Origin of the sequence: Lysobacter antibioticus (genome assembly GCF_000731095.1) — a bacterium.
In the GTDB taxonomy this organism is placed as follows: domain Bacteria; phylum Pseudomonadota; class Gammaproteobacteria; order Xanthomonadales; family Xanthomonadaceae; genus Lysobacter; species Lysobacter antibioticus_B.
The window spans coordinates 1-8,633 of sequence record NZ_JMTZ01000147.1; the positions used below are offsets into that span (position 1 = coordinate 1).

An 8,633-nucleotide genomic window follows, 5' to 3' on the forward strand; every position below is an offset into this window, starting at 1 on the left:
CTTTTGGGCTTAGCAAAAGAAAGTAACCCGGCCGCGTCAGCGGACGGAAGCTTTGCGGTTGCTTGAGAGATACGACGCAAGACCGTCATAGCGCGGTCGCGACTTACGTCGCTCCTACATGAGGCTATGGGACGCAGCGAAGCGAGATTGAGGGCGCGCGGTCGCGGCTTGTGACCGAAGGAAATCCAGTAGGACGCCGCTCCTACCCAAAAGCGGTACGCCGTCGCCGTAGCGGACGGAAGCTTTAGATGTTGCTTCATCGCACTGCGGTAAGAAACGCCGCAGCGGCAAGGAACGCGGTCGCGGCTTACGCCGCTCCTACATGGCGCGGCGCACCCTCAATCGCGCGGCGGATGCGGCCGGTCCGGCTTCGGCGGCGCCGGGTTGGCCTGGGCCCAGGCGCGGCGCTGTTCCGGGGTCATCGCGCGCCACTTGGTCATGAGGGCGCGCCGGCCCTCGTCGTCGAGGCCGCGCATCTTGGCGTACAGGGCGCGCATCTGGCCGCGATCCTCCGGGCTCATGTGCTCCCAGCGCTTCATGCCGCGGCGCGCGCTCTTGCGCTCTTCCGGGGTCATCTGCTGCCAGCGGCGGGCGTGCTCGAACATGCGCTGGCGCTCGTCGGGCGAGTTGTTCCAGCGGTCGCGCATCGGTGCGATCAGTTGCTCGCGCTGAGCCTGGGTCAGTTGCTCCCAGGCCGGCAGCGGCGCGTTCGTGCGGCCGGTGGCCGGAGGATCGCCGGCGAAGACCGGGGCGGCGGCGAGCAGGGCCAGGGCAGCGAGGACCAGGCCGAGGCGGCGGAAGGGGAAGGTGCGCATGGCGCTTACTCCGAAGGATTCGGCAGGACGTCGCCGTTGGACGCCAGCCACAGGTAAAGGTCGGGATTCTCGTCGAGCGCGGCGACTGCGGTGTCGGGGTCGTAGGCCGCGTCGGCCGCCGCGGCGCTGGCCACGGCCGGCGCCGATTCGGGCACGGCCGGCGCACCGCCGTTGCCGCCGACGAACTGCAGGCCCAGGACGAGCGCGAACGCGGCCACGCCGCCGCTGGCCAGGGCCCAGCCAAGCACGCCGGAGCGGCGCACCGGCGCGGCCGCGGCCTCGCTGCGAATCGTGCGCAGGCGCGCGCGGGTCTGCGGGGTGACCTGCTCGACGGCACGTGCGTGCAGGGCGCGCATGGCCTGATCGAAGCGCTGGTCGCGGTCCGCGGCAGGGTGAAGCTGAGGGCCCGGTTCGGGCCGTTCGTTCGGGGTCGTCATCGCCATTCCTCCAATTGCCGCTGCAGGGCTTCGCGCGCGCGCGACAGATGGGTTTTCACCGCGCCTTCGCTGCAACCCATCGCCCGCGCGGTCGTGGCGACGTCGAGTTCTTCCAGGATCCGCAGGCTGAAGGCCTCGCGTTGCCTGCGCGGCAGCTTGGCCAGCGCATCGCTCAGACGCGCATAGGCTTCGCGGCCGTCGTGGGTGCGCTGCGGGTCGGGGCCGTCGTCGGCCCAGTCCAGCGGCGCGTCGTCTTCGCGCGGGGCCGGCGCCAGCCAGCGCAGGCGGAAGGTCCGCCGGCGCTGGATGTCGACGATCCGGCTGCGCAGGATGCTCCAGAACAGCGGGGTCCATTCCGGCGCCGGGCGCTCGCGATAGGCCAGCATCTTCATCATCGCGTCCTGGACCGCGTCGAGCGCGTCCTCGCGGTGGCGCAGGCCGAGCTCGGCGAAGCGGAACGCCCGCGTGCCCAGGCCGGCCAGGAAGGCCTCGATGGTCGCCGGCAGGCGCACGGTCGGCTCCGGCGGCCCGTCCTCGGGCAGCGGCGGCATGTCCTGGGCCCGCGGATCGGCATCGATGCTCACGGTCTCCAGCATACGGGCGCCTGGCGGTTGCAGCACCTGGACGGCTCCTTAGTGTGCTGCGGCCGGGGGGCGCGCGCTGCGGTCGGGCGGGGTCGGCATGGGGATTCCTGTGCGGTGGAATGTGCACCGTCTACGGAATCTGACAACGCCCCGGCATCGGATCGGTTGACAACGCTGGCGCCGCATTCACGGCCGGTTATGATGCGGCAGACATCGCATGGGGAAAGAACGGATGAGCGACGGGTTCGTGGCGCTGTACATCTTCATGCTGGCGGGTATCGCCGGCCACGTAATCATCTCGCGGGTGCCGGTGATCCTGCACACACCGCTGATGTCGGGTTCCAACTTCATCCACGGCATCGTCCTGATTGGCGCGATCATCGTGCTGGGGCATGCCGAGACCACCCTGGAGAAAGCCATCGGCTTCGTCGCCGTGCTGCTCGGCGCCGGCAACGCCGCCGGCGGCTACGTGGTGACCGAACGCATGCTGGAGATGTTCAAGTCCAGCAAGAAGCCGGCCGGCAAGGGAGGCGCCTGATGGTCCTCGCCATTCCGGCCGGGCCGCAGCGCCTGCTGTCGTTTCCGTTTTCCTCGTCGCCGGGCACGCGCTGCCGGGCCGGGTCCTGCCGTTCCGGCAATGGTCGTTTCATGAAGCGGGCGGTCCGATGAACCTGATGCTGATCCTGGTCAAGTGCAGTTACCTCGTCGCCGCCACTCTGTTCCTGCTGGGCCTGCAGCGCATGGCCTCGCCGGTCACCGCGCGCAGCGGCATCCGCTGGGCCGGCGCGGGCATGGTCATCGCGACCGTGGCGACCTTCTTCCTGCCCGGCCTGCACAACATGGGCCTGATCCTGCTCGCGGTCGGCATCGGCACGGTGCTGGCCTGGGTGTCGGGCAAGAAAGTCGCGATCACCGACATGCCGCAGATGGTCGCGCTGTACAACGGCATGGGCGGCGGCTCGGCGGCGGCGATCGGCGCGGTGGAGCTGTTGCGTCTGTCGGCGCGGCTGCCGGCCGATCCCTTGCAGGCGCAGATCGAGCGCGGCGTCATCGATATGCAGACGCCGAGCATCGCCCTGGTGTTGGCGGTCGTCGGCGCAGCGATCGGCGCGGTGTCGCTGTCGGGTTCGGTGATCGCCTGGGCCAAGCTCGACGGGCGCCTGGACAAGCGCGTGGTGTTCCCCGGCCAGCAGCTCTTCAACGGACTGGTCGCCTTGGCGATGGTGGTGTGCGGCATCGCCGCGGTGATGACCCTCAACGTGCCGGTGATCATCGCCTTCTTCGTCCTGGCCTTGTTGCTCGGCGTGCTGATGACCTTGCCGATCGGCGGCGCCGACATGCCGGTGGTGATCTCGCTCTATAACGCCTTCACCGGCCTGGCCGTGGCCTTCGAGGGTTACGTGCTCGGCAACGAAGCGCTGATCATCGCCGGCACCATGGTCGGCGCGGCCGGCATGTTGCTGACGCGCTTGATGGCCAAGGCGATGAATCGCCCGATCAGCGGCGTGTTGTTCTCCAACTTCGGCGGAGGTGGCCAAGCGCAGGAAATCAGCGGCACCCAGAAGCCGATCGAAGCCGGCGACGTCGCCGCGATGATGGCCTTCGCCGAACGCGTGGTGATCGTGCCGGGCTATGGCCTGGCGGTGGCGCAGGCGCAGCACAAGATCTGGGAGCTGACCCAGAAGCTGACCGAGCGCGGGGTCAAGGTGAAGTTCGCGATCCATCCGGTCGCCGGGCGCATGCCGGGCCACATGAACGTGCTGCTGGCCGAGGCCGGCGTGCCTTACGACATGATCGCCGACATGGACGACATCAACCCCGAGTTCGCCAACACCGACGTGTCGTTGGTGATCGGCGCCAACGACGTGGTCAACCCGGTCGCCAAGACCGACCCGTCCTCGCCGATCTACGGCATGCCGATTCTCGACGTGGTCAATTCCAAGAACACCATCGTGATCAAGCGCGGCAAGGGCACGGGTTTTGCGGGCATCGAGAACGCGCTGTTCTACGCCGACAACACCCGCATGCTGTACGGCGACGGTGCGGAGATGGCCAGCGCGCTGGTCTCGGAGCTGAAGGCGCTCGACGGCGGGCATTGAGCTTGCCGGTACGGGGGCGGAGCGCGCTGCGTGCTTCCTGCCCCTGTAGGAGCGGCGTCCTGCTGGATTTCCTTCGGTCATAAGTCGCGACCGCGGGACGCGCAGAAGCCGCAATGCCGAACTCATCTGCCGAGGCGGCGTGCTGTCGCAGGGTAGGAGCGGCGCAAGCCGCGACCAAGGGACGCGCAGAAACATCAACGCCGACGTCGCTCATCGAAAGCAGCGTGCCGTCGCAGGGGTAGGAGCGGCGCGAGCCGCGACCGCGCTACGACGGGTTTGCGGCGTACCACTCAAGCAAGATCAAGATCAAACGCCAAAAGCTTCCGCCACTAAAGCGGCGGGTTACTTTCTTTTGTCATGCAGACGCAGGGATTTTTCATACGGGACATCCTTGTCCCGATGAAAAACGGCCCGCATCCATGCGGGCCGCCCTCCGGGTCTTCTTTAGCCTTCGTTAGTGCGAGACGACGCACAGCAACAGCAACAGCCAAAGCCAAAGCCAAAGCCATGGTCATGGTCATGGTCATGGTCATGGTCGGAGCCAGGATCAGGGCGCAGAGATAGCCGCGAAATCAAGGCTGAAATGGCAGGTGTCGCACGAGATTGAACTGCGCAACAGCCGGTTTCGATGCGTGCAACGACTCCAGGGCGCCGCTGTCAGTCTCACTGAGCCGGCGCAGCCTCCAGCGCCGAATCCTCGCGCCAGCGGCTGAACACCTGGTCATTGTCTTTCTGGCTGGCATGGCAGGCGGCGCAACCGTCGCGCTGCGCCGTGCGCAGGCGGTCGCGGCGCTCGCCGGCGGCGAATTCGGCATAACCCCAGCCGCCGGTCGCGGCGAAGCGCGCGCTGTCCTTGACCATCACGTCGATATGGCGGCGCGGGCCCTGGTCGATGGTGGCGTCGCCTTTGTCGGTAGCCTCGAACAGGTCGTAGACCAGCACCGAGCCGTCGGCAAAACGCCCGGTGCGGTAGCCGTCGAGCGCGGTGGCGTTGGCGTAGATGTGGTGCAGCCCGCCGAAGCGTGCGTAGGCGGCGTGGCCGGCGTTGATCAGGCCGCTCTTGATGTGGGTCCAGCGCGAATAGCCGACCGGGAAGGGCAGCGTCTGCGTGTCGGCAGCCGCGGTCGCCGCGGTGGCACGGGGCGGATCGGCTGTGGCGAATCCGCCGGCGGCCAGCACGCCGCTCGCCGTTGCTAGCGCGACCGCGCCGAACCACCGCGCCGTGCGCTTGCGGCGCGAAGCTTCAACGGCCACGTGCGGCACCGCCGGGTCGTAATGCATGGCCCACGCACCAGGCGATCGGCCAGGCCACGAAGCACACGTGCACCAGAATGCTGAGCACGATCCACAGCACGTCCTTCGGGATGCCGCCGCCACCGGCGCGCGACAGCGGCACGACGATGAAATTCATCGCCACGAACAGCCACAGGCCGTACAGGGTCGCCGACAGCCACGGCCGCCGCAGCATCCAGGCCAGTTTGGTCGCCGCGTAGGCGTACACCGCGGCCATGATCAGGGCGATCAGATAGTGCAGGGCGAGCCCGAGCGCGGCGGTCGAAGCGCCGCCGGCCAGTGCGGCTTCGCGCCCGATCAGGCCGGAGGCGACGCTGTGCAGGATGCGTTGCGCCGGCACGCCTGCGGTGATGCCCCAGTAGCCGATGGCGTAGGCGATGTCGAGCGTCGCTGCGATCAGGCCGCCGATCACGGTCCATAGCGGCAGCGATCGCGCACTGCGGTTGGCATAGGTCATTGCGGAGGTCCTGGAGAAAGCAGCGAGGAAGAGCAGCGAGGAAGTGCAGCGAAGCGGTGCGGTGAAGCGTAGCGAGAGGTGCGGTGCAACATCGAAGCCGCTGCGCCGCGTGGCGCGTTTCAGGCGGCGCAGGTGGCCGCGCGCACGAGCTGCCGGTCGAGGCGCCGTGCCTGGGTGGCGGTAAGGCCGAACGAATTCTTGAACGCGCGGCAGAACGCGCTCTGGCTTTCGAAACCCAGGGCCTCGGTGATCTCGCACACCGGCATGCGGGTTTCGCGGACCATGCGCCAGGCGCGGTCCGAACGCAGGCGCGAGGCGAATTCGGTCGGCGTCTCGTCGAATACTTCGCGGTAGATCCGGATCAAGTGGCAGGGCGAGTAGTTGGCGCTGCGCGCAAGCCGGTTGAGGTCGAGGCGGATCTCCGGATGGCGCCGGATCAGGTGCTGCACGCGCAGCAGCCGCAGCAAGGTCTGCTGGCGTCGGCGCTGGGTGCGGCCGCTGCAACGCGGCAACCGCGTCTGCAGATCGCGCTGCTGATCGATCAACAAGGCGCACAGGGTGCGCAACAGGGCGTCGCCGTTGTCGCCCAGCGCGCCCAGCGCGGTCGGTTGAGCGGCCAGCCGCGCCAGTCGCACCATCAAGCGTTGCGCATCGCGCGGCGCTGGGCCTTCCCAGGGGAACAGTTCCTCGCTGGTGTTGTCGGCGCTGGTCTGCAGATAGCCGCGCCAGGCGGTGTCCGGGCCGCACAGACACAGCCACCAGCACGGCAGGCGTGCGCTGGTGCGCAGGCGGCCGTCGCGCCAGATCTGCAGGTGGCCGGGCTCCAGCTCCCACATGCTGTCGGCGGCTTCCAGGCGCAGCGGTCCGCGCAGCGGCAGCCACAACGACAGCCAGCCGGCCGGCAGGTCGAGCTGGACGGCGCGTCCGGAGGCCCGGACCAGGTGCAGGGTCGGCCGTGCGGCCGACTGCGAAAGATCGAGATGCTCGGCGAAATGAATCCGGTGATGTTGCAAGTTCATGCGACCCTCGTCCGGGAGGCGTGGCGGGCAGGCGCCACGTTCGTTGGCTCCTAAGCTAGCCATCCTGGGCCGTCATCTGGAGGGCCAATAATCCCGGCTTCGAAGGAGCCAATCGGCTTCGCCCCGCGGCGAGCGCGACCATGGTCACGAAACGCGTTGCGCCCCGGTTGTCATGCGCATGTGCCGACTTGGACCAAGTCGCTGACCGGCCCTCGCAACTCGCCCATTGGCTTGGCAGTATCGATGACACAGGCGGCCCGAGGGGGCCAATCCGGAGCCGCGAATGTACCTGCCGCTCGATGGCCGAGGACCGTTGCATGGGCAATTGGTCCGGTCGCTCAAGGACGCGGTGATGACCGGGCGGCTGCCGTCCGGGCTGCGTTTCCCACCGACCCGGCTGCTGGCCCAGCAGTTGGGGGTATCGCGCAACACCGTGCTGGCCGCCTACGAGCAATTGCGCGCCGAAGGCTTCATGCAGGCGCGGGTCGGCTCCGGCAGCTATGTCGCCATGCCCGGCGCGCCGGTGCAGCCGCGCTCCGAGCCGCCGCAGCGGGTGGCGCCGCAAAGCGCCTATGCCCGGCGCCTGCGCCGCTATCACGACCACGCCCACATGCCCGGCCGGCGCGTGCCCGGCGCCTTGCACAGCTTCCAGTACGGCGTGCCGTTCACCAATCCGCTGCTGACCTCGGCCTGGGCGCGGGCGTTGTCGCATGCGGCGGTTTACACCCAGCCCCATTACCCGACCGCGCAGGGCCTGCCGGCCTTGCGCGTGGCGGTCTGCGAATACCTGTCCTTGCGCCGCGGCGTGCATGCGCGGCCGGAAGACATCGTGATCGTCACCGGCACCCAGCAAGCGGTCAGCCTGACCGCGCGCGTGGTGCTGGACGAGGGCGACGAGGTGGTGATCGAAGAGCCGCAGTACTTCGCCGTGCGCGAAGCCCTGCAGATCCACGGCGCGCGCCTGCTGCCGGTGCCGGTGGACGGCGAAGGCCTGTGCACCGATCGCCTGCCGGAACGGCCGCCGCGCCTGATCTGCGTGACGCCTTCGCACCAGTTCCCGACCGGCGCGCTGATGTCGCTGGCGCGCCGTCGCGCCTTGCTCGACTACGCCTGCCGCCACGATTGCTGGATCTTCGAAGACGATTACGACGGCGAATTCCGCTACGACGCCCAGCCGCATGCGGCCTTGTGCGGCCTCGACGACAGCCGTCGGGTGATCTACACCGGCACTTTCTCGAAAGTGCTGTTTCCTTCGTTGCGCCTGGGCTACATCGTCGCCCCGCCGGGGTTGCGCGACGACCTGATCAGCGCCAAGTGGGTCGACGATTTCGGCTCGCCGGCGATCGAACAGGCCGCGCTTGCGCACTTCCTCGCCGATGGCGGCTTCGAACGCCACCTGCGCCGCACTGCGAAGACCCTCAAACAACGCCGCGACGCCTTGCTGGGTTCCCTGCGCCGCCTGGCCGGCGACGCCGTCGACATCGACGACTCTCATGCCGGCATGCACCTGGTGGTCTGGCTGCGCGGCCGCAACGTCGCCCAGGGCGAGGCCTTCATCGCCTTCGCCCAGAGCCGAGGCCTCGGCCTGTATTCGATCCTGCCGTACTACTTCGAGCCGCCCGCCCGCGCCGGCCTGTTGCTGGGTTTCGGCGCGATGTCGGTGGCGGAGATCGAGGAAGCGGCGCGGGTATTCGCGCTGTGTTTGAGTGAGATGGATTGGGGGAGTGGGGGGTAGGGGAGTGGTCGCCAGGTTCGACGATGTGGTTGCATCCGCCGTCGTTCGCGCATTGTCTTGCCCCTTGCCCTTGCCCTTGCCCTTGCCCTTGCTTTTTGTCTTTGCTGTGCGCCGCCAAGCACTCGCGAAGGCAATAGGAGACCCGGAGGGCGGCCTGCATGGATGCAGGCCGTTTTTCATCGGGACAAGGATGT

10 protein-coding genes are annotated in these 8,633 nt (G+C 68.3%); 3 read left to right on the forward strand and 7 right to left on the reverse strand.

Annotated elements, in window-relative coordinates:
- Positions 1-338 precede the first annotated feature (338 nt).
- From EX88_RS0122615 to EX88_RS0122625, 3 genes are all read right to left on the reverse strand, one after another.
- Positions 339-815 carry a DUF3106 domain-containing protein gene (locus EX88_RS0122615; RefSeq protein WP_031374249.1) on the reverse strand — a complete coding sequence of 159 codons (477 nt, stop codon included), beginning with the start codon at positions 813-815 and terminating at the stop codon, positions 339-341.
- Between the two features lie 5 nt (positions 816-820).
- Entirely contained in the window at positions 821-1,171 is a 351-nt protein-coding gene (locus tag EX88_RS24900) for a hypothetical protein (protein ID WP_152566430.1), read from the reverse strand.
- Positions 1,172-1,248: 77 nt separating this feature from the next.
- Positions 1,249-1,803, reverse strand: coding sequence for an RNA polymerase sigma factor (locus EX88_RS0122625; protein ID WP_051885452.1), 555 nt, complete (start codon positions 1,801-1,803; stop codon positions 1,249-1,251).
- Between the two features lie 265 nt (positions 1,804-2,068).
- Here EX88_RS0122625 and EX88_RS0122630 point away from each other — a divergent pair, with 265 nt between their 5' ends.
- Positions 2,069-2,374, forward strand: a complete 306-nt coding sequence (locus tag EX88_RS0122630; protein ID WP_031374252.1) for an NAD(P) transhydrogenase subunit alpha — start codon at positions 2,069-2,071, stop codon at positions 2,372-2,374.
- A gap of 127 nt (positions 2,375-2,501) precedes the next feature.
- Complete coding sequence (locus EX88_RS0122635) at positions 2,502-3,935, forward strand: NAD(P)(+) transhydrogenase (Re/Si-specific) subunit beta (RefSeq protein ID WP_031374253.1); 1,434 nt, start codon at positions 2,502-2,504, stop codon at positions 3,933-3,935.
- A 329-nt stretch (positions 3,936-4,264) separates the two neighbouring features.
- On the opposite strand, the gene EX88_RS26330 is transcribed toward EX88_RS0122635, so the two are convergent.
- The 4 genes from EX88_RS26330 to EX88_RS24905 form a co-directional block, all read right to left on the reverse strand.
- Positions 4,265-4,468: a hypothetical protein gene (locus tag EX88_RS26330; protein WP_152566431.1), complete on the reverse strand. Its 204-nt coding sequence runs from the start codon at positions 4,466-4,468 to the stop codon at positions 4,265-4,267.
- Between the two features lie 130 nt (positions 4,469-4,598).
- On the reverse strand, positions 4,599-5,216 hold the full coding sequence (locus EX88_RS24100; protein ID WP_081931389.1) for a cytochrome P460 family protein: 618 nt from the start codon (positions 5,214-5,216) through the stop codon (positions 4,599-4,601).
- The gene (locus tag EX88_RS0122645; protein ID WP_051885450.1) at positions 5,179-5,685 is read right to left on the reverse strand and encodes a hypothetical protein; all 507 of its coding nucleotides are present in this window, start codon (positions 5,683-5,685) and stop codon (positions 5,179-5,181) included. Before EX88_RS0122645 ends, EX88_RS24100 begins: the two co-directional genes overlap by 38 nt.
- A 119-nt stretch (positions 5,686-5,804) precedes the next feature.
- Positions 5,805-6,704 (reverse strand): helix-turn-helix domain-containing protein, encoded by a 900-nt coding sequence (locus EX88_RS24905; protein ID WP_051885451.1) that lies wholly within the window; start codon positions 6,702-6,704, stop codon positions 5,805-5,807.
- A 283-nt stretch (positions 6,705-6,987) separates the two neighbouring features.
- Here EX88_RS24905 and EX88_RS0122655 point away from each other — a divergent pair, with 283 nt between their 5' ends.
- The gene (locus EX88_RS0122655; RefSeq protein WP_031374257.1) at positions 6,988-8,439 is read left to right on the forward strand and encodes a PLP-dependent aminotransferase family protein; all 1,452 of its coding nucleotides are present in this window, start codon (positions 6,988-6,990) and stop codon (positions 8,437-8,439) included.
- The last annotated feature ends 194 nt before the right edge of the window (positions 8,440-8,633 follow it).